15 protein-coding genes and 1 pseudogene are annotated in these 19,336 nt (G+C 44.6%); 4 read left to right on the forward strand and 12 right to left on the reverse strand.

Annotated elements, in window-relative coordinates:
- Nucleotides 1–115: 115 nt before the first annotated feature.
- Together PXH68_RS06185 and PXH68_RS06190 are read right to left on the reverse strand one after the other, a co-directional pair.
- A complete protein-coding gene (locus tag PXH68_RS06185; protein WP_172044277.1) occupies nt 116–1,045 on the reverse strand; it encodes a nitronate monooxygenase in 930 nt (309 codons plus the stop codon).
- Nucleotides 1,046–1,158: 113 nt separating this feature from the next.
- Complete coding sequence (locus tag PXH68_RS06190; RefSeq protein ID WP_205031319.1) at nt 1,159–1,560, reverse strand: MaoC family dehydratase; 402 nt, start codon at nt 1,558–1,560, stop codon at nt 1,159–1,161.
- Nucleotides 1,561–1,630: 70 nt separating this feature from the next.
- Between PXH68_RS06190 and PXH68_RS06195 the strand changes: the two genes are divergently transcribed.
- On the forward strand, nt 1,631–2,551 hold the full coding sequence (locus PXH68_RS06195; protein ID WP_248028487.1) for an alpha/beta fold hydrolase: 921 nt from the start codon (nt 1,631–1,633) through the stop codon (nt 2,549–2,551).
- 80 nt (nt 2,552–2,631) lie between these two features.
- Here PXH68_RS06195 and phaC read toward each other — a convergent pair whose 3' ends face one another.
- The 8 genes from phaC to PXH68_RS06235 form a co-directional block, all read right to left on the reverse strand.
- Nucleotides 2,632–3,708 carry a class III poly(R)-hydroxyalkanoic acid synthase subunit PhaC gene (phaC, locus tag PXH68_RS06200; protein WP_239513517.1) on the reverse strand — a complete coding sequence of 359 codons (1,077 nt, stop codon included), beginning with the start codon at nt 3,706–3,708 and terminating at the stop codon, nt 2,632–2,634.
- A gap of 18 nt (nt 3,709–3,726) precedes the next feature.
- Nucleotides 3,727–5,019, reverse strand: coding sequence for a poly(R)-hydroxyalkanoic acid synthase subunit PhaE (locus PXH68_RS06205; protein WP_248028488.1), 1,293 nt, complete (start codon nt 5,017–5,019; stop codon nt 3,727–3,729).
- 277 nt (nt 5,020–5,296) lie between these two features.
- Entirely contained in the window at nt 5,297–10,762 is a 5,466-nt protein-coding gene (locus tag PXH68_RS06210; protein WP_316715504.1) for a ZmpA/ZmpB/ZmpC family metallo-endopeptidase, read from the reverse strand.
- Nucleotides 10,763–10,920: 158 nt separating this feature from the next.
- A complete protein-coding gene (locus tag PXH68_RS06215) occupies nt 10,921–11,550 on the reverse strand; it encodes a Maf family protein (RefSeq protein WP_248028490.1) in 630 nt (209 codons plus the stop codon).
- Nucleotides 11,551–11,670: 120 nt separating this feature from the next.
- Complete coding sequence (locus PXH68_RS06220; protein ID WP_248028491.1) at nt 11,671–12,606, reverse strand: hypothetical protein; 936 nt, start codon at nt 12,604–12,606, stop codon at nt 11,671–11,673.
- A gap of 293 nt (nt 12,607–12,899) precedes the next feature.
- Nucleotides 12,900–15,137 (reverse strand): DNA internalization-related competence protein ComEC/Rec2, encoded by a 2,238-nt coding sequence (locus PXH68_RS06225; RefSeq protein ID WP_248028492.1) that lies wholly within the window; start codon nt 15,135–15,137, stop codon nt 12,900–12,902.
- Nucleotides 15,121–15,783 carry a helix-hairpin-helix domain-containing protein gene (locus PXH68_RS06230; RefSeq protein ID WP_248028493.1) on the reverse strand — a complete coding sequence of 221 codons (663 nt, stop codon included), beginning with the start codon at nt 15,781–15,783 and terminating at the stop codon, nt 15,121–15,123. Before PXH68_RS06230 ends, PXH68_RS06225 begins: the two co-directional genes overlap by 17 nt.
- 66 nt (nt 15,784–15,849) lie before the next feature.
- Nucleotides 15,850–16,596 (reverse strand): lysophospholipid acyltransferase family protein, encoded by a 747-nt coding sequence (locus PXH68_RS06235; RefSeq protein WP_248028494.1) that lies wholly within the window; start codon nt 16,594–16,596, stop codon nt 15,850–15,852.
- A gap of 165 nt (nt 16,597–16,761) precedes the next feature.
- Between PXH68_RS06235 and PXH68_RS06240 the strand changes: the two are divergent.
- The 3 genes and pseudogenes from PXH68_RS06240 (at nt 16,762) to PXH68_RS06250 (ending at nt 18,082) form a co-directional block, all read left to right on the forward strand.
- Nucleotides 16,762–16,907 (forward strand): annotated as a pseudogene (locus PXH68_RS06240) (putative holin-like toxin).
- A 163-nt stretch (nt 16,908–17,070) separates the two neighbouring features.
- Nucleotides 17,071–17,820: a tRNA1(Val) (adenine(37)-N6)-methyltransferase gene (locus PXH68_RS06245; protein WP_248028495.1), complete on the forward strand. Its 750-nt coding sequence runs from the start codon at nt 17,071–17,073 to the stop codon at nt 17,818–17,820.
- Nucleotides 17,810–18,082, forward strand: coding sequence for a GIY-YIG nuclease family protein (locus tag PXH68_RS06250; RefSeq protein ID WP_248028496.1), 273 nt, complete (start codon nt 17,810–17,812; stop codon nt 18,080–18,082). The genes PXH68_RS06245 and PXH68_RS06250 overlap by 11 nt, the downstream gene beginning before the upstream one ends.
- Before the next feature lie 14 nt (nt 18,083–18,096).
- Here the strand turns inward: PXH68_RS06250 and PXH68_RS06255 are convergent, their stop codons facing one another.
- Together PXH68_RS06255 and PXH68_RS06260 are read right to left on the reverse strand one after the other, a co-directional pair.
- A complete protein-coding gene (locus tag PXH68_RS06255) occupies nt 18,097–18,708 on the reverse strand; it encodes an FMN-dependent NADH-azoreductase (RefSeq protein ID WP_248028497.1) in 612 nt (203 codons plus the stop codon).
- Between the two features lie 119 nt (nt 18,709–18,827).
- Nucleotides 18,828–19,238 (reverse strand): GNAT family N-acetyltransferase, encoded by a 411-nt coding sequence (locus tag PXH68_RS06260; protein ID WP_248028498.1) that lies wholly within the window; start codon nt 19,236–19,238, stop codon nt 18,828–18,830.
- Nucleotides 19,239–19,336: the final 98 nt, after the last annotated feature.

Genomic DNA, 19,336 nt, shown 5'->3' on the forward strand with positions numbered 1-19,336 from the left:
GTTTATTCCTTTTGATTTAGGTCTATTTCTCCAAATTTTGAAAAGGATTTTTCGTCTTTGTGAAATTAAAAAGAACAGGGACAAACCCTGTTCGGTAGATAAAATTGGTGGCTTCTTAGATAGATAAACCTGCTAAGACTTGTTTGGCTTCGGCAAACAGGTCTTCGATAATGGCTTTTGTCGGTTTGATTTCTTTGACCAAGCCAGCAATCTGGCCTGCCATAAGGGAGCCATTTTTCACATCGCCCTCTTTGACCGCCTTGGACAAGGCTCCCATGGTTATTTTCTCTAACTCATGACGTGAAATATCCTGGCTTTCTAGCTCCAAATACTTGGTTGTCAAATCATTTCGAATACAGCGTACAGGCGCACCAAACTTGCGGCCAGTCACAACCGTCGATGTATCCACCGCATCCAGAACTGCTTGTTTGTAGCTATCTGGAATTGGGCACTCTTTGGCTGCTAGGAAGATAGTCCCCATTTGCACACCTTCAGCTCCAAGAGCATAAGCGGCTACTAGTCCATGGCCATCGGCAACACCGCCTGCACAGATAACAGGAATATCGACATTGGCAACCACCTGACGGGTCAAAGGCATACTGGTCATCTCCCCAATGTGGCCCCCTGCTTCCATCCCTTCGGCAACGACAGCGTCGCAACCCAACTCTTGCATTTTTTGCGCTAGTTTGACTGATGGAATGACGGGGATGACAATGACACCCGCTTCCTTTAACCGTGGCATATAGGGTTTAGGAGTCCCTGCTCCTGTAGTGACAACCTTAACACCTTCTTCGATCAACACTTCGACAATTTCTGCTACATTATCCATCATGAGCATCAAGTTGACGGCAAAGGGTTTGTCAGTTAAGGCCTTGGTTAAGCGAATCTCTTCACGCACTTCCTCAGCAGTCAGACCACCTGAGGCAAGAATCCCCAGACCACCTGCATTGGAAACGGCACTCACCAATTGATGGCGTGAAATTTGGGCCATAGCCCCTTGAAATACTGGGTACTGAATGCCCAACAATTCTGTTACACGATTCATGTGTGTTCCTCCTCGAATGTAAAATCTATCACAAGCTTATCATAGCTAGGGGGTGATTTCAATACTTGGTCTATTAGAACTTATTATAGTAAGTCTTATAAACTATTAGAGCCTTATTTAGGAGGGATAACTTGGGCGACTCCAGCAATGACTTTTTGCCCGTCTTGGTTGGTGACAAGGGTGTCTAAAGTCAGCCATCCTTTTTCATCAATGGCGCTAATGCGAGCAGTCGCCGTAAGAGTATCACCAATCGCAACTGGCTTCAGGAAACGGAGGTCTTGGCCCAGATAGATAGTGCCAGGACCCGGTAAATACATCCCCAATACTGTCGAAATAAAGGATGCTCCTAACATACCATGAGCAATTCGCTTCTTAAACATCCCTTGTGATGCTTCAACCTCGTTGGTGTGAGCAGGGTTTAAATCACCCGAAATCCCTGCAAATAAGACCACATCTGTCTCTGTAACTGTCTTAGAAAAACTAGCTGATTGTCCAATTTCAAATACTTTTGACATCTTCTTACTCCTTTTTCTTTGGTTTGATTTTCGACTATCTTTGTGTATAATGTGTGGGAAAGGTACAATTATGAAGCACTATCCATATCACTATCATGATCTATCAAATGGCGAAAGAATCGCCTATCGTACAGCCGGATCCACAGGTCCCTACCTCCTTCTTATCCATGGCAATCTTAGTTCATCTACCCATTTCCAACACTTGATGAAAGCTCTCGAGCAGGAATGCCAATTGATTGCCGTCGATATGCGGGGGTTTGGACGATCTAGTTATCACAAGTCCCTCCATGCCCTACAGGACTTGGCAGAAGACTTGCTCGAATTGATGGATGCCTTGTCCATTTCAGCCTACTCCATTCTTGGCTGGTCCACAGGTGGAGGAGTTGCACTTGAAATGGCTGCCAGCCGTCCAACTGCCATTCAGCGTCTGTTCTTATTATCTTCAGTTGGTGTACAAGGCTACCTGCCACCTAGCAAATCCAGGCTTGTGTCGTTTAATATTTTACCGATTTTGGCCAACACAAACCCAGCCTTAGCCAAGTGGAATCCTGTCTTACAACGGATTGAATATGCCTTAAAATCAGGTCAAGAATCCTTGATGAGAAAGATCCTCTCCCCCTTGTATCAAAACACTCCCATTTCGGATGAAGATTTTAGACTCTACATGGAAGCTGCCTGTCAACAGCGCAATTATTCGGATATTTGCCTCTTGCTATTCACCTTTAACATGACCAATCGGCACAATGGATTTGTGGCTGGTAACAACAGGATTCAGCAGGTTACCTGTCCTGTCCACATCTTGCACGGCACATCAGATGATGTCGTTAGTCTGGAATCTGCCTACCTAACTGCCCACTACCTTTCTCAGGCTACTTTGCAGTTTTTTGATGCAGGGCATTCCATCTTAACAGACCAGCCACAAGCGTTACTGGCTAGCATCCGCCAAGCACTTTTTGACAACTCAGGCAGACAAATCACATTTAAGCTTTGAGAATAGAGCAACTTCGCGCTCTGCCTTTTCCCAAACACTGATAAAATACCTACCTATCTCAGGATAGATAGGTATTTTTTTTAATCATCATGGGTTTTATAAAAATCCATGAGTTTTGGTATGACTTGCTCACGTGAACGCTTGCTGACAAACAGGCCGATATGCCCAGATTCGTAGTAAACAGTCTCCGTATCTTTTGAACCGACGAGTTTTGGAAGTGGCTCAGAAGCCAGGGTCGGAACCTGGTCGTCTCGTTTGGCAATAATATTGAGCAGGGGTTGTTTGATGTTCTTCAAATTCACGGTTTCATCCCCAATTTTCAACTCACCCTTGACTAGCTTGTTGTCATGGTACATATCGTTGGTAAACTGGCGAATAGTGGCCCCTGCTTGATCTGGACTGTCAAAAATCCAACTTTCAAGTGCCAAGAAGTTTGTCATGGCTTTTTCATTATCTAATTTATCGACCAGATCTAGATATTTATTGGTAGTTAATTTGATTGGTGACAAGAGCAGGAAACCATTGTTCATGATTTCGCCAGAAACATTGCCATATGCCTCCACCATGCTGTCTGCATCCAGGTATTTTCCCCATTGGAAGAGCAATTTATCACATGGAGAAAAATCAATCGGTGCAACAACGGTTACCAGGTTTTTAACCAAATCTGGATTGAGGGCTGTGAAGATGGTCGCAAAATTCGCCCCCTGACAGATACCAAAGAAATTAATCTTATCTGCGCCAGAATGTTCCAAAACAGCTTCCACACAGTTACGCATATAACCTTGAATATAGTCTTCCATGGTGATAAACATATCATCTTTAGTCGGGTAGCCCCAGTCAATCACATAAAGGTCCGCACCAGCATTGAGCAAGTCTTCTACAAAACTATTGCCTTCCTGCAGGTCTAACATATAATACTTGTTGACTAAAGCATAGGAAATCAAGGTTGGGGTCTTTAGTGGACGCTTAACCTTTGGAACAAAGTGATACAAGACCAGCTTATCTTCTGTATAAATCACTTCTTTTTCAGATACGCCGCCTCTAGGTCTTTCCAACTTTGTCAAGGTCTCAATCCCTTTTAACAAGCGTTGCTGAGACTCCAAGGCGTCTTGAAAATTCTTTCGTGGAACCGTAAACAAATCTTCAAACATCATCATTCTCCTTTCTCTCTAGTTTTATTTATCCGTTTTTTTGCTCGTTTTCGGCTTGGTCACCTTTGCATCTTCTTTTGGCTCTTTGAGTTCCTTGAGCTCACGCTTGAGTTTATTGACCTCGCGTTTCAAATCCTGTACTTTCTTGTAAAGGCTGCGGGCATCACTCTCTAGTACGACTGGAAGATTTTTCAGAGACAGTTCTAATAGTTTATTGCGAGCAATGACAAATTGAGCATTAGAGGTGCCAAATTTGGCTAAGAGTTGAGAAAATTCATCGGAGTAGAAATACTCTTGCAAGGTTTTTTCGACTTCGTTGGACCAATGTTGGTAAAATTCTTTATAGGTTTGCGGTTGCTCCCCTTTTTTAACCAGCTCTGCGTATTCTTCCAATAAGCCCTTGGCACGTTTACGAGTTACTTGGGCTAATTTCTGCTGAAATTCAACACTGGTCAGCAAAAGTTGGATACTATTGTCAATAAAGGCATTGTGGCGCTCAATTTTCTCTGTATTGTTACCCATGCCTGGAACCCGCAAGAGCGGTGCTACAGTTTCCTCGTACTGTTTTTTCCAAACCTCAAAATACTCCGCTAATTTGTCCGTATCCCCATGTGCCCCTTCGACATAAAGGCGCGCTAAATCAAAGAAGGATTCCGCCCAAGGTCCTAGGAATTTTACCCAATTATCTTTCATGGTTTGGCTCAATTGGTATGGAGCATCAACTAGCTGCCTCAATTGGGCTGGGATAAAAGGCTGGACAAAGTCTGTATAAAATTGCTGTCCATCTGCCAACCATTTTTCCATCATCTCTTTCCCATCTGCTTCCAATGGCTTAGAATAGAGGTCTCTCAGATTATCAAAGTATCGATAGAATGACAAAAAATGCTGGTTGGCATCCATCATTTTCAAAAAGACACTATAGGACTCCGAATCCATAGCATCGAGTAATCGACTAGGGTTAAATTGCTGGCGGTAGAAATCCAAATAGGTGTTCATATCCGGAAATTGTGCCATATAATTCCCCAAAGGTCCTTCTTTCACTGCTTTTTCCATCTGCTCTGTCCAGCTGGATTGAAATTTATTCCACGATTCAAAGGCTGGATGGGAAAAAGGAAGTGGGTAAGCTGGTGTGAAACCTGCAGGCTGAAACGCCTTCATATAGTCATTGAAAAATTGTTGTTGGGCAGTCCACAAATCCTGTAAATTGGAAGAACTGCTACTTGTTGACGTTTGGTTGAGCGGAAACATGGACTGCCATTGTTCAGCCAGTTTCTTCTGGGCCTCAAACCACTGGTTCATAGAATTGAAATCCACCATTCATTTCCTCCTTCTGAATGACCAATCACTTGGTGTGTTAATAAGACAATTAGGGACAGTCTGTCTATGATTTTATTCTAGTCTATCTATATAATGATTTCAATCATAGGAGGCTCATTAGGGACTTAGACTTATTAATAGGCGCTACAAGTCTGACTAATAATTTTATAGGACTTGCTCTCTAAGCCATAACAAAAAAGCCTAGCTTGAGGTTCCAATCCCCCTTGCTAGGCTTGTTTTTTATTTTAAAAGAGTTAGATGCTTCAAGCTCCTTCTTCTACTCCTCCTGTTTTTTCGCCTTTTTCCATAAAATAAATTGGAAAAGAAAGAGCAAAACACCAATTGGTGTTAGGAGTCCAGTTTGGCCAGTCACTGGCAAGCTAGCCTCCTTCTCCTTTTGAGATGAATCTTTCTGGCTTACTGCAACTGGATTGGAAGAAGCTGGAGGAAGAACGCCTATCGGCAGTTCATGAGTGACTCCTTCTCCCTTCGCAGTCTCAAGTGCTGGAAGAACACCTACTGGCAGTTCATGAGTGACTCCTTCTCCCTTAGCTGTTTCAAGTGGCGGAAGAACGCCTACCGGCAGTCCATGGGTGACTCCTTCTCCCTTAGCTGTTTCAAGCGCTGGAAGAACGCCTACTGGCAGTCCATGGGTGACTCCTTCTCCCTTAGCTGTTTCAAGCGGCGGAAGAACGCCTACTGGCAGTTCGTGAGTGACTCCTTCTCCCTTGGCAGTCTCAAGCGGCGGAAGAACGCCTACTGGCAGTTCATGAGTGACTCCTTCTCCCTTAGCTGTTTCAAGCGGCGGAAGAACGCCTACTGGCAGTTCGTGAGTGACTCCTTCTCCCTTGGCAGTCTCAAGCGGCGGAAGAACGCCTACTGGCAGTTCGTGAGTGACTCCTTCTCCCTTGGCAGTCTCAAGCGGCGGAAGAACGCCTACTGGCAGTTCATGAGTGACTCCTTCTCCCTTGGCAGTCTCAAGCGGCGGGAGAACACCTACTGGCAGTTCGTGGGTAACTCCTTCTCCCTTGGCAGTCTCAAGCGGCGGGAGAACACCTACTGGCAGTTCGTGAGTGACTCCTTCTCCCTTGGCAGTCTCAAGTGGCGGAAGAACGCCTACTGGCAGTTCGTGAGTGACTCCACTTCCATTCTCACGTTTGGCAATATGGAAAGGAAGCGAGAGGTCTTCGTAGCTCTGATCATCGTAATGAACACGAACCGTCAGCATGTAATCCCCACTTGTCTGTGGAAGATTATCCACCATGATGACCTGAACGCGTCCTGCTTCACTTGGTACATTAAGGACGGTAAGCAAATTCTCTTCAAGTAACTGGCTACTATCACCCGGCCAAACAAGCACCTCGCCAGACACTTCCGGCTGGAAGCGTGTAGCCTTTGGCATAGCCTGAACCTGAATTGGGAGAGACAGACTCTGACTACCTACTGTCACCTCAAGTTGATAATGGCTAGTCAACAGAGGCGTTTGTACTGGACTGGTTCGTACGCCAAACTCTGCAAATCGGCTGGAATCAATCACCACGGAAATTCCCTGCTGATCCATCAAACGCAACTGCAACCCTGATAAATCAAGACTTTCGCCTTCTTGATAAACTGACTTGTTCAAGCCCTGCACCAGGCTCACTTCCTGAATCCTAGCTGGATCAAAAGCCACAATCGGTGTCATCGGGCGCACCAAAATCACTGGAATTTTGATCAATTGGCTACTATCAATCGCTTCAAGTAAGCCAAAATCAAAATCTGGTGCCAACTGGTAGCTCCCTTCTGTCGAGCTAGGCATTAAGTTTTCCAAACCAGAAACAGACTGGCCATCTTCCACTTGCACCTGCTCTGACTTCAGCACTTGCCCTGCATGTAGAAACTCTAAGGTAACCGTATGGAGTTGAGGAGGCTGATTTTGAAGGACCAGACGATAGGTTTGATTTTCTTGAGAAATAGCAAAGCGGTCATAATGATTGGACAGTTGAACAGAGCTAGTCGGGTCTAGCAAACCCTCAACTGTCAAAAAGACCTGATCAACATTGTTGGCAAATTGACTCTCGAAACCTGTCAGCACAATTTTCACAGATCCTGAAACATCTGCCAAAACATTCAAATAAGAACCGACTGGAATCAGGACCTTCCCTTGACCAGACAGAGCTCCAAATTCTACTGAACGGTCACTTGCCAACTGCAGCTGGCTACCAGAGGCAAGTTCGACACTGCTTGAAATACGTGTCCCCTGATTACCCAAAGTCACATCCGCATTTTCAACCAAGCTTAATTCCTGAATGTCCAAGAAATTCGCCCCATAAATCCGCGCAGCTTTGACCGTCACTTTATTGTCCATACTATTGGCAGCCGATACTTGTTTTACCTTGTTCGAACGAGTCTCTAGCTCAACCCGACCATAGGTCACCTGGTCATTTGGACCACCTAGGTCAATTCCTTCATCCACACCAGCAAATTCAGAATCAATGATGATGTCAATTGGGATGTAGCTAGAGCTTGCTGCATTTCCTGCAAAAATCTGTCTAAAACGGGTATTGGAATCACCGTTGACAACCAAGAGACGCGCATGAGTCCCCGTCGGCTCCCCCAGACGGGAACCAGCTACAACCGTAGGACGAAGGCTATCTTGCTGTTGACTGATAGTTGTTGAAACTGCATCAAATATCGCTTGATGCCCATTCAGATAGATTGTTGGTTGCTGATTACCAGATGGAATCATATTAAGTGTCATCTTGGTAAAGATAACTGCATCCCCCAACTCTACATCAGCCCCACGAAATGTCAAACCATGTCCCTGACCATCAATCGTCACAGCCTTATCAATAACAAAAGGCTGATCTTGGCGATGGGTGATACTTTGTACCAACTTAATCACATCCCCATCACTTGCCTGTTGAAGAGCATAAGACAGGCTTTGATAAGGATTAGCTTCTGTTCCTACTCCATCTGTTGAAGTCTCTGGACCATTGGTCACGTAAAAAGTACGACTGGTCTCTTTTTCTTTGTAGATGCTAGTTCGAAAATCATTTGTCATCGTCAGGTATTCTTGGAAAATCTGCGTCTTCAAGTCTCGAACAGCTGTCACACCTGTTGTCACGAATGTATTGTTGGTTTGATTCATCTTCATTCGTTCCAAATCTTGTTCAACCGCCTGACGCATCTTGATTTCCAGGTCTGCCAGATTTGCAAACTGACTAGTCGCTTTCAAGTCTTGTAGTCGAGCAGCACGTCTTGCAAACATGGCTTTTTTAAAGGTAGCCAAATTCCCATTGTGCTCGGGCATAATCGCAGCAAGTGCCTCTTTGTCATTGGCATATTGGTTAGACAGATAGGCTACCATCCCATTTTTATAACCGTACTCTCCTAATAACTCATAGGCATAACGACGAGTTGTGAAATCACCCACAAAACTAGTATCATTTTGCAAACCTGCAAAAACTGGTTCAAACAAGGGGACAACAAAATAGTCGTTATGGTTGGCAAAACCACGCGTGTCAAATCCTTTAAAGGCCAAACGTCCTGACACAATTGCCTGGTCCACCAAGTCATCCACAGTCGTCAGATTTGCAGCCAGTTGCTCATCAATTGCTTTAAATTCATCTCTGATTTTTACAGGATTGGACGGTAAAGGTGAGACTGCCAATTGATTGAAGAGAATGGTCTTATCCGCTGCAGATTGCTCTAGGCTAACCTTGGCTTCCAAATAATCCAAACTATAAATCACATCAAGCAAGCCTTGCATATATTCTTTCAGGTCTGCTTCTGTTTCAAAACGAGTCGGCGATTGGTTTTGTGTTCGCCCCGTTCCTAATTCATAAGCCGTATTAAGGTTAAAAATCGGAAGGTAAGAGGATTGCCCCTGGGTATTATTGTGGGAATCAAAGAGTCCTGTCGCGTACAATTCCGCATCCTTGTTGGTCCTACGTCCGAAACCATTGAACCAGACTTTCTGATCAAAAATATGCGTCATTTCATGGGTATAAACCGACAAACCGTTGTCTGTCAAGGACTTACCTAGAAAGAAGGTAATCCGTGTATCGCTGTCTTTCTGACCACCTGCCTGCAAGAAATTCGAGTAAAGCCCTAAAGGTGTAATAAATTCACGCACTCCCTCAAGTGCCTTACTGCCTGTCTTTGCGGACCAGAGATTTCGAGCAAATTCATGAGGCTGACCCAGAGCTTGCAAGCTATCAACTACTACAACCGTAGGATGATTTCGGAGCACCTCTCCTTTCTCACTCACACGATACCAAAAATCGATAAATGCCTGTTGGCCTTGAACCGCTTTTTCCATGCTTGTTGTCAACGATTCCGTCCCACTAGCTGCCGAAACGTAGGTATCTCTGAGCCCGTAAGTGATGGTATTTGTCGTTGATAAAACAATGACAGAATCTGAACTCAAAGTCAACAATGGCAGGATATGGCTGGCTAAACGGGGAGAGTCAGACTTTAATTTTTGGTAAAGAGAGCTACTTCCGTTTGGACTTATGGAAGTAGCAATGGCAGCTCTTGTCGTTTCATTAAACCAGCTTTCCACATCTGGAGCTTCTGTCCAACGAGGCACCTGACTTTCGATAAAGGCAATCAGATTAGGCTGATTAGTAATGGGAGCCAGTTTCTTTTGATAGGTTAGCAGGTTGTTTTTCAATTCCAAATCAGCATAATTCACAGAACCAATCTGAATCAGATTTGTCAGAAGATCTGACTGATTTCCAAAAACCTCTGGATAGTAAAGAATCAAATCCTTAGCTGCAAAGTTTCCAAGAGCAAACTTGTATTGGCGCTCTAGATAGGTCAAACCTAGTAGAATCTTTTCCTTGTTGGCCTTTACAGTTTCTGGATTTACGGCAGTGGATTTTTCAAAAACCCCTGCCAAAATAGTGTCCAAACGATTTTGAACACTTGTAAAACTTGTTCGCATATCCAACTGATCCATATAGACCTGACGTTTGCGAGCCGCTAGTTCTTCACTAGTGGGTACCTGACCATTTTTCTCTTTCTTCAGTTCCTGTTCGATGGCAAAATTATCTAAAAAGCGCTCATTGTTTTTCAGACCATCGTACAAACTCTCATAGGTAACGGCCTTTAGTTCAGCTGAAACAGCCCGAACCTGCTCCAAGACTTGTTTTGTGTTGGCAACTACTGGCGTATTGTCAGCTGTTGCAGGGACAATTTGGCTACTACCATCCGCATAGACCTCCTGCACTTGGTCCACATTCTGATGAGCCTGACTGGTCACCAACTGCCCTTGAGCATCCAAGGGCAGGTTGGCAATACTAGTTTGGTCTGCTACACTCCGAGCCATCCGACTACGTGGCTGACTTGAGGTGGTTGTGTCCTCTTCAGCGATAAGCGGTTGAACAGCAGGTGTTTCAGCGTTTTCTCCTGATTCAGATACAACTGACGTCACCTCAGCTACCGTCTGAGGAGCAGAAACTGTAGAACTCTCCCCATCTGCTGCTTGTTCAGATAGTGGCATAACCATAGCAGCACCATCACTCGAATCGGAAAGAGGCTGGCTAACTGTTTCGGTAGGCATTTGATTTTCTCTAACCGTACTTTCAGTCTCTGTACTAGCCTGACCAACCTGCTGGCTAGTCACAAGATTAGCCGAGACTTCCTCGGCTTGAACACTGACAGAAGTCGTTACGATAAAACCGATGGAAAGCGCAACCGAAACCACACCGACCGCATACTTTCGAATTCCAAAATGTATCTTCTTTTCTCCTCGCATATAACCTCCATTAGGAAAAATGTGCTTATTTTTTTAATGACAATCTCCATAAGTCATTTTATCATAGCTACTAGGACTTCTCCTAAAAATAAGCCCTAGTCTCAGCCAAATTTTGAGAGCAGGGCTTCGTTTTTAATCAATTGAAGTCATAGCAACTGTTAGGTTGCAATTCGACGGCTAGTTTCTGACACAGGAAGACCAATAATGGTATGGACATCGCCTGCTACATGCTTGATAAAACGAGGATCTAATTCCTGAAAACCATAAGCGCCAGCCTTGTCCATGGGTGATCCTGAATCCAGATAGTTATCAACTACCTCTCGCAAGTCTGGATACCAATCAACAAATTCAATCTCTGCAATGGTGTAGAAAACTTCTAGATAATCCTTTGCCCGCAAGCAAACGGAAGTCACTACCTCGTGTTTCTTACCGAAGTAGGACAAAAACATGGCACGCGCTTCTGCCTCGTCGACGGGCTTGTTGTAAACCTGATTTTCAAAAACCACAATGGTATCTGCAGAGATGTAGAGCGTTCCCTCTTCCAGGTCGCAGTCTGATTTGGCCTTGGAAATCTCGCAACAGGTCTTGGCTGCTCGTGTCAGAAAATCATCCTTGACAAAAAGCTCCATAAACCGCTCTTCAATTACCCGCTCATCTACCTCAACTGCCTTAATCTCCGGTTTCAAAAATTCCAGTAACTGCCTGCGACGAGGCGAAGTGCTCAAGAGAACAACCTTCTCAACTGCAGGCTTTGTTCCTGCTTTCTCATAGTCAACAATGTATTTCATAGTCACTCCTCATTTGTTTGTTCCATTATATCAGAATTTCTAAGCAGCGACTATCATTCCCTCACCGTCTCAATCGTCCACTCCTTATAACCAAAAAAGCCACATCGAATGATATGACTCTTACTTTTTGAGCAGGGTGTAAATAGTGTTAGCCACAGCGAGATTTTTCGCAAAATTTACCTCTTGTTGTATCATTTCTTGTTGCTGAGCTAATTGCATATACTGGCGCTCTTGGTAAAATAAATTAATAGCCTCTCGAAGACTATTTACTCTCCCTTGACGATAATAATGGTATAGTGTCCCAAAGAAAAGTGAACTACTTTCGTTTCCTTGTTGTTGGATCAGTGGATGCTCATTTGCCCTTCTTAAACTCCAATCAGCTACCTTTTGAGCAATATCTAACTGTTGGTGAATATTTTTCTGATTTGAAAACTTATTCTTTTGTAGATAAAGCCAGACTCCAAGCGGAACACTCGGAATGATGAGTACTTTAAGATAATCAACAATGCTATAATACGAAATCTCAGGAATGATTTTAAACATTACTAAAATTGAAAGAGCCATAATCGGCAAAACCCAATTCCCTTTTTTCTTATTTTTATCTTTTGTCTCCCTTATCCTTTGTAACCAGAGTGTTGCTGACTCATATCTGCTAATGAGAACCGTTGCATCAATTAAAAATTGCTGCATAACATCATTTTCTCCATGAGATTTACTTAAAGTATCATATATGGAAGTAAACCATGCTTCAGAAGTATTGACCTCACTCTTAAGAGGGGCTTGAAACAAACCGTCTCCATACACTGCACTAGATCGATTATAAGTTTCAATAATTTCCAAATCTCTCGGAGAAAACTGAATTTTATCTTGTAAATATTCTTCATATGAAGTAGCTAAATCGGCCCAAGCATTTCTAAACCGATTGGGTACACTATAGCTATCTAATCCTTCTAAAGTTCTTTGTTTTTGAAGAGTAGTTTCCTCAGCCCACTTAACAAGTTTCTCGTAGTCTTCTGGAGTAAACGACCCCAAATCCGTCCAAATCAAATCATTCATATAATCACCTCTATTAGCCTGTCCTACTTATTTTCAATCCATTTATGAGAACAATTTTGACATTGATAATAGGTCTCTGGTTTTTGTCCACTTGAGAAAATTAAACCTGAATGATTATCCCCAATTTTAAACACATTGTAGCTACTGCATTTTGGACACATAGTTCTTCCTCCATTATTGCTATTAGGAAGTATTGACTGGTAAGTCAATACTTGATAGACATAGTATATCAAGTATTGACTGGTAAGTCAATACTTGATAGACATAGTATATCAAGCTTTTTGGGCAATACATCATTCCCTCACCGTCTCAATCCTCCACTCTTTCCAACCTCGGAAGCGGATAGCTCCTTGCTGGTCGGTGCGATAGACTTGGATATTTCGACTGTCAAAGCGGTCCAAGGTTTCTTGGTGAGGATGCTTGTAGCGGTTGTTTTCTCCTGCTGATACCAGGGCAATCTTGACTCCGATATGGTCTAGAAACTCAGGATAGGAGGACCCTTTGGAGCCATGGTGACCAGCCTTGAGGACATCGACAGGCAGGTTGGGATAGGTTTCTATCAAGTCCAGCTCCCCGTGCTCCAAGTCCCCTGTGAAGAGAAAATTAGTTTCCAATAAACGACCATAAAGGACAATAGAGTCATTATTGCCACCGTCCCCTGTCCCATCTGGATAGAGGACTTCCAGATAGGAGTCAAAAATCGGCAAGCGGTCGCCCACCGCCACCGCATGAACAGGGACATTGATTTCTTTCAAGGTGGCTACAAAGTCAGGCACCGTCAGGCTTCCTGGCGACACGTAAATCCGACCAATCTGGACCTGCTTCGCCACCTCCAGCACATCGCCCACATGGTCCGTATCGGTATGGGTCAGGGCCAAACTATCAATCCTATCCACACCCCGACTATGCAGATAAGGAATCAAGGTCCGCTCTGCATTTGCCTGCGAAGACCGCTCCTGCCAAGCTTCTTTAGCCACAAAATCGACCCGTCCGCCCACATCAATCAGGACCGTCCGCCCCCGCATATCCCGCAAAAAGATGCTGTCCCCCTGCCCGATGTCCACCACCGTCACCTCATTTTCCAGAGGATGTTTGGTTATGAAAAATAGCAGAGCGAGGGCCAGGCTCAGTCCTAAGAGCCATTTTTTCTTCCTGTGAAAATCGTAAAGCATGAAGAGGCTGACCAGCAAAAGCAAGAGAACCAGCCCAGACGGCTTGCCCAGTATCCAAGGCCGAAAGCCCAAATCCGCCACCCAGACAATGATTTTCTCCATAAAAACGAAAAATTCGTTGACCCAAGTTATCTTGACCAGAGGTGACAGAAGAAAAATGACTGACAAACCTGGCAAAAGCAGGACATCAAAGATAAAGGAAAAGACAACGGTCAAGAGGATAGACAAGGGCTGAAAGGCATAGAAATAGGTCATGAGCACAGGTAGAATCCCCAGCGAAATACTGAGACTTTCCACCGCAGCCTTTTTGATCTGCCCCAAGTCCTCAAAATCAAAGACCGTAAGCAAGAAAGCGTAGGTAAAAGTCAGCACTCCTCCTGCCGTCAGTAAAAATCGAGGCAGCACCAGCAGACAGACAAAGACCGTCACCGCAAAATTATCCAGCTTCCGCAAGCCCATATTGCCCAGAATTTTTTGGACCAAGGACCGCACCACTGACACCGAAAAGCCTGTCAAACCAGCATAGACAAGGGAAAAGGGTATCTGCAATTTATCCACCGTTTCCTTGGTCAAACCCAGACGCAACAAAATCCAGCGAAACTTGTCGATGAAATAGCCCACCTGCATACCAGACAGGGCAAAAAGATGAATGATACCTAAACTAGAATAGAGGTCGCTCATCTGGTCAAACTCACTATCCAAGTCCCCAAACAAGAGCCCTGTCATGTAGTGGCTCATGGGGGCTGGAAAATTGGTTTTGATATAGACTAAGGCCTGTCTCCGCCAGCTTGATAGCCAGTCAAAAATATTCCAAGACTGGACAGGGGCAATCTTCTTAATCGCTGTTAGCTTGACAGTCCGATAGATGCCCTGTGTTTTCAGATAGGCCCGATAGTCAAAGCCGTTGAAATTCCGCTGACCAGCTGGCAGGCTGACCTCTGCTTCCACTTCTATCTGGACCAGACCTGTCAGCTGTTGAAAATAAGCCTGCTCCTCCTGACTGGCAAATTTGTAGAAAACCTGATAGGTTTGTCCGTCAGCCCGACCACGAAAAGACAAGCTGTCACCATTGATGTCTATGGTATCGGGAATAACCTGCACAGTCGCTACTTGCTCTTGGGCTGACTGGGCTGTCCGCTCCGATTGGACCTTCTGGCATCCAAAAAACAGACCGCACAGGGCTAGAAGCGGAAGCGTTCTGATGAAAACTGCCTTACCTTGCCGAACCCCAAAGACAGCTAGCAACAAACTCAGCAGGCCCATTGTCAAGAGGGAAAAAGAGTGGACTGCAAAGTAGGCCGCCACCGCCAAAACTGCCAGGTGAATGGGCTGGCAGGGGAGCTTACTCAACTGTGACATAAGGTCGGATGCTTTCCATGGTCTTGTCGCCTATGCCCGATACATTGTTGAGGTCGTCCACCGACTTGAATCCACCGTTTGCCTCACGATAGGCGATAATGTCTGTCGCTCGCTTGGCACCAATGCCCGAAATGGTCTGCAGGTCCGCCTCGGTCGCCGTATTCAAATTGACTAGACTGGTATTTTTTTCTTCTTGGGACATAGCAGAGCTAGTAGTCATGCTGGCAAGCACCGAGATATTTTCGTCCTTGCTTGCCACATAGACCACCGCTTCGTCGCTGAGCTTCTGAGCCAGATTGATAGACTTGGGGTCTGCCTGACTGGTCAAACCGCCAGCTGCTTCAACTGCATCATTGACCCGACTTCCTGCATCAAGATAGTAAATGCCGGGCTCTGTCACCGCCCCTTTGACATCAACGACCAGCTGGCTAGGCTCCTCACTTACTTCTGTACTGGTTTCCTCGACCAGCTCAGAGCTACTAGAAGTTTGTTCGGTCTGTGGAAAATCTGTCAGTCCTGTTTGATCTGACTTAGCTGGTTGGCTGAATATTAAGAATGTCGTCAGAAGCAGACCTGCAACTGCTGGCAGAGCAATCTGCCACTTGTATTCTTTAAGCATTTCAATATAAGTTTTAATCGTATCCATAAATTACCTCCACCTATATAGTGCGTAAAAGATACAAAAAACCCGCAAGCTGCGAGTTTCATTTACTTATTTTTTATCCAACTGAGTACTTGGTTGCCAGAAGAAGCTGGCGATATAGCTAAAGGCATAGGTCAATCCCAAGATAAGAGCAACCAGCAAAAGAACTGGGATACGATAGATATAAGTCAAGATATTTGGCTTTTTCTTGGTTTGGAAGGATGCCGCATGGTCATCTAAGCGTTTGAACTCAGCCTCGATTCGGCTAGTTACTTCTGCTGTACCTGCATCATCCATACGCTTGATATCCGAAACATCGATAGGATTTCCAAAAGCCACATCGATTCGCTCACCAGCTAAGAGCCCCTTGATAGTCATGGGACCCACATAGGTAGCTGGCATGAGTTTGACCTTGGCTGACTTGGCAATGACCGCCACACCACCTTTGAGCTCAGATGAATGACGACTTCCTGAAGGAAACATAACCAGCGAACGGTCACTTTTTTTCAACATGTTAACTGGATACTTGATAGCTGCCATACCAGGATTTTCACGGTCAATCGGAAAGGCTCCACATTTTGAAATCCACCAGCCAAAACCGCGGTCCTTGAAGAGCTCTTTTTTAGCCATAAAGATAAACTGCTTAGGAGCAGCTGCGTAGCCCAAAAAGACTGGATCCCAGAAGGTTTTGTGCGGTGCGATGAGGATATAATTTTCCTCCTGTGGCAAGATATTCTCCCTGTCATGGTAATGAATATTGCCATTGATTGCCCAAAGTAAAAATGTCAGTAGAGTTCGTAGATAGGAATAAAACATTATCTTCTCCTTTTTCAGTCTTGACTATTATACCACACTTTTACCGAGAGAAAAATATACACATCTGCTCCTGTAAACAGGCTCTGAAAATTTTAGAAAGTATGGTATAATACTTATTAGAGAAGTTAAGGCGGTAGCTCTATTTCTTTGAAAGGGGTGGTGCTTATGAAAGTAGGTACTAAAATCCAGAAAGGAAGGAGCAAAAATTGTCGGTTTACGAGACAATGCAACTCATGCTTGGGTTTGGTAGTTTTCTACTCTCACTCATCGGCCTGGTTGTTCTTATCGTAAAAATGAACAACAAAAAATAACCGTCTTACTTTAGCAGGTTTTACGGTTATTTTTTAATCTAACAAACAGCTACCGTCTTAAACGGCTCTGTGAGGCAGTTGTTGACGCAACTGCTTTTCTATTGCTAGTATATCTCTTTCACAAGATTTTGTCAACCATGGTCCTCTATGCTATAATAATCTCATGCACAATCCAGTTTTATTAGACGGAGAGCGGATTGACCAGCTCTTCTCGACAGATGTTCAGATTATTCAAAACCGGGAGGTTTTTAGCTACTCGATCGACAGTGTCCTCCTTTCGCGTTTTCCAAAAATGCCTGCTCAGAAGGGGCTGATTGTTGACCTTTGTAGTGGAAATGGGGCAGTGGGCCTCTTTGCCTCTACACGCACCAAGGCCCAAATTATTCAGGTCGAGTTACAGGAACGCTTGGCGGATATGAACCGCCGTTCCATTGCCCTCAACGGTCTGGAGGAACAGGTTTCGGTTATCAATGACGACTTGGCAAATCTGCCCCAGTATGACCTGCGGTCCAAGGTTGATTTGATGCTCTGCAATCCTCCCTATTTCAAGGTAGATAAAGACTCAAACCTCAATGAAAGCGAGCATTATCTTCTGGCCAGACACGAAATCGCGACCAATCTAGACAGCATTTGTCAGGTGGCCCAACAGGTGCTCAAGTCCAATGGTCGCTTGGCCATGGTTCACAGGCCCGACCGATTTTTAGATATTTTGGACAGGCTGAGAACCTACAAGCTGGCTCCCAAACGCATCCAGTTTGTCTATCCCAAGGCCAGCAAGGAGGCCAATATGTTGCTGATTGAGGCTATCAAGGACGGCTCGGTAGACGGGCTGCACATCCTGCCACCTCTGGTTGTCCATGAGGAAAACGGCGACTATACTCCGGCTATTCGTGAGATTTATTATGGAAAATAAGGCCTACTTTTATGTCTTGGAATGTGCCGACGGGAGTCTTTATACTGGTTATACGACTGATGTGGTCAAGCGACTTGCTACCCATAATCGTGGGAAAGGGGCCAAGTACACCCGCGGACGCTTGCCTGTCAACCTGCTCTATCAAGAAGCCTTTGCTAGTAAGCAGGAAGCCATGTCCGCCGAGGCACTCTTTAAGAAACGCAGCCGACAGAGCAAGTTAGACTATATCGCAGAAATGACAAAAAAACCTCGTACAAAATAGTACGAGGCTTTTATTTAAAAGACTCCCAAAATTGTATCAATTTTCCCCATAGCTTCTTCAAAAATAACCTGAGCCTTGCTTGGGTCAGCCGATTGCCCTTCGATGAAGACCTGATGGATGTCTTCAAATCCAAGAAACTCAAAGATAGACTTGATGTATTGGGCTGCTGGATCTTGACCTGCGTAAACTCCACCATTGGACTGGATATGCAACAATTTTTTGCCCTTGATCAGACCGATAGAGCCTTCAGATCCATACTTGAAGGTCAAGCCTGCAACGTTAATGGTATTAATCCATGACACTAATTGACTTGGAACATTGAGGTTCCAAAGGGGATTGACCACGACAATCTTATCTGCTGCAAGAAATTGTTGGGTCAAGGCATTATAGCGCTCCAAGCGCTCGGCTTGCTCTGGACTGATCTCAACTCCTTTTTTGGCTGCACCCATGGCTTCAAACAAAGGCTTGTCCAAGGCTGGAATCTGATCCTCAAAGACATCTACTATTTCTATGTTATCTTCTGGGTGCAAACTGGCGTACCGAATTTGAAACTCTTCCAAGGCCCGCAAGGCGTAGGACTTTTGTGGATCGAGGGGGTGGGCCTTCACAATCAATAGGGTTGCCATTATCGTTCTCCTTTATCACTAATTATTGATAGTTATATTTTACAGTTTTTGATTTGAAATTCAAATCATTTGCTCGAAGCAAAAGGCTGGTTCCCCAGCCTCTGCATTCAAAACTGTTATCATTTTTTTAAATAGGTGTAGGCGATACAGTCTAGGCTATCAACGGCTGTAAAGCCAAGCGCTTCATAGAAAGACCGTGTTTTCTCAGTATTGTCTGTCAAGAGATGAAGCTGATAAATACCCGGAAAGTGGGTAACGGCCTGCTCCAAAAGCTGACGCCCAATTCCTTGTCGCTGATAGGTTGGTAGGACCAAGATGTCCTGAATAAAAACGATTGAATGCCCGTCGCCAACTGCTCGCAAGAGACCCACTAGACGGTCACCGTCAAAGGCCGCAAGAACAAACAGGCTATGTTTCAAGGCCTTCTGTAACATGGTAGGCCGGTCAGTATAATTTGTCCATCCAACTGAATCATAGATTTCAAGGACTGCTTGAAAGTCGAGCTGAGGATTTTGTCTGTAAGTAATCATGTCTTCTCCTTTGTATTATTTTTTAGAATACAAAGGCTCTATCCATTGTCAAAACGCCCATGGTCTTTCCTCCTATTTAATTACTTCTAGTATATCAA

The sequence above is a fragment of the Streptococcus sp. 29896 genome (assembly GCF_032594915.1).
Taxonomy (GTDB): domain Bacteria; phylum Bacillota; class Bacilli; order Lactobacillales; family Streptococcaceae; genus Streptococcus; species Streptococcus suivaginalis.